General features: G+C 58.5%; 1 protein-coding gene and 1 pseudogene. Both read left to right on the top strand.

Annotated elements, in window-relative coordinates; genetic code table 11:
- Positions 1-1,466, top strand: a 1,466-nt coding sequence (locus WCG50_RS18950) for a flagellin (RefSeq protein ID WP_336901152.1), incomplete at its 5' end; no start/stop codon positions are given.
- Between the two features lie 300 nt (positions 1,467-1,766).
- Positions 1,767-2,385 (top strand): annotated as a pseudogene (locus WCG50_RS18945) (flagellin); the annotation flags it as partial.

Here is a 2,385-nt window from a genome sequence, read left to right as displayed (position 1 = left end):
CGGAACTGGGAGGCGTGGGCACCAGCTACGCAGCAAACAAAACCAGTGGCGCAACGACGACGGCTTTGACTGCTGGTGACCTGACCCTGAACGGCTTTCAGGTGGGAGCCTCTTCTGCCGGTCTGGCAGCAGGTCAAACCGCCGCCAGTGCGTTCTCAGTCGCAGCGGCGATCAATGCGATTTCACCCAGCTCGGGGGTGACAGCAGTTGCCAATGCCAATACGGTGGCGGGCGGCACCATCAGCGCCTACGTATCAGGGGGCACGGGCGACATCGGTGCCGGCACCTTCAGCATCAATGGTGTCAATGTGGGTGACATCAAGGGCGGCGCATCAGCCGCTGGTCAGGGCGCCAATGTGGCTGCTGCGATCAATAAAATTGCCAACCAAACGGGTGTGACGGCGACCGCCAGCGCCACCGACGGCAAGCTGACGCTGAGTGCGGCGGATGGGCGCGACATTAGCATTGGGATGAATGGGACGGCGGCTGATCTCGCCACTGCAGCGAACAATAAAACTACCCTGATGAACCAGACCGGTTTGGCCTCCGCCAATGTGGGTACAAAAGCAGTCCCAGGAGGTAGTGCGGTGGCACAGATGGTGGGCAGCACGAATCCTGCAGATGGTGCGAATTTCGCAACCGTTCCCGCTGCTACCGGAACCATCACGGACCTGATGATCAGCGTTGATGGAGGCGCATTGATCGCCTTGGCACCAGTTTCAGCGAATGGGAATAGCACGATGATCGGAACCTTAATATATAGCCGAGCCATCACCGCCTACAACACAAGTGGGCAATACACTGGCATTGCCGGCGCACCCGAGTCTTACCCTTTCGGTAGTTCGAGCGGCAACATGTATAGCAACAACTTTCACACTATCGCCTTCGCAATCGGGAATACGGCACCCGACGCGGCAACAGCCGCAGCGAACCGGGCGACCTTGACGGCGCTGACCGGGCTGTCCGCAGCACAACTTGGATCGCAGGCTTATTTGATGACGGCACAGGCAGCCGTCGCCGCTGACAACCACGGCACTGTGACCCTGACCAGCGCCAGCTCAAGCGGCATTGTCTATGCCGGCGCACACGCAGACCGTGCCGGTTTGTCTGCTGCCGGGGAAGCCGTTCCGGTCACCGTCACCTCCTCGGTGTCAAGCATTGCCAGCATGAACGTGCTGACCGCTGAGAACGCCACCAAAGCACTGTCCGCCATTGACGGTGCGTTGGGCACGGTCAATGCCTCGCGTGCAGCACTCGGTTCTATCCAGAACCGCTTCACCTCGGTGGTGACCAGCCTGCAAACGACTTCAGAGAATTTGTCTTCATCTCGCAGCCGGATTCAGGACGCGGACTTTGCCGCAGAAACTGCCGCCCTGTCGCGCGCCCAAGTGCTGCAACAAGCCGGTACCGCCATGGTGGCGCAGGCCAACCAGTTGCCACAAGGTGTGCTGGCGCTGCTGCGTTAATCGGACTCAAGCATGAGGTGAGCCCCGTAAAAGGGGTTCTGCCAGCCAAGGCGACGACAGTCTGACTGTTGTCGCCTTTTTTATGCCAAATCGGCTTCTAGCCCTTGTGCAGCAAGCGTGAGCCGCTATGAATTAAATTAAAGTTTGAGCGACTTTGTGCCGAAATGAATAGCAACAGACCTCATGCAGGACCTGTTGTCTGGCAAGCACCGCAGAAGTGTTCTGGTCATGGTGGTCGGTCTTCGGATTGGCCTTTGTACGCTAGGCGTACCGGATGTTCCCAGAAAACAGAACTTCTAAATGTCAGTCATCAATACAAACATCGGTTCATTAACCGCTCAGCGCAATCTGGGCATGAACCAGGCTTCGTTGTCAACCGCTATGCAGCGTTTGTCGTCAGGCTTGCGCATCAACAGCGCCAAAGACGACGCCGCTGGCATGGCCATCAGCGAACGCATGACCTCGCAAATTCGAGGTAGCAACCAGGCGGCGCGCAATGCCAACGACGGCATCTCGCTGTCGCAAACGGCTGAAGGTGACTTGGCGCAAATTGGCAGCAACCTGCAGCGCATGCGTGAACTGGCCGTGCAGTCTGGCAATGCCACCAACTCGACCTCGGACCGTGCGGCGCTCGACGGCGAAGTGCAAGCCCTGTCGGCTGAAATTGACCGTGTGTCGCAAAATTCCTCCTTCAACGGCGTGAAGCTGCTGGACGGCTCGTTTGCCGCCCAGAAATTCCAGGTCGGTGCCAATAACTCGACCGCTGACAGCATCACCATCAACTCCATTGCCAGCACCCGCACCTCGGAACTGGGAGGCGTGGGCACCAGCTACGCAGCAAACAAAACCAGTGGCGCAACCACAACTGCTTTGACTGCTGGTGACCTGACCCTGAACGGCTTTCAGGTGGGCGCCTCTT

It is taken from the genome of Rhodoferax sp. (assembly GCF_037143375.1).
Classification (GTDB): Bacteria; Pseudomonadota; Gammaproteobacteria; order Burkholderiales; family Burkholderiaceae_C; genus Rhodoferax.
Note: the sequence above shows the minus strand (reverse complement) of the source record. Positions and strands in the feature narration are given on the sequence as shown.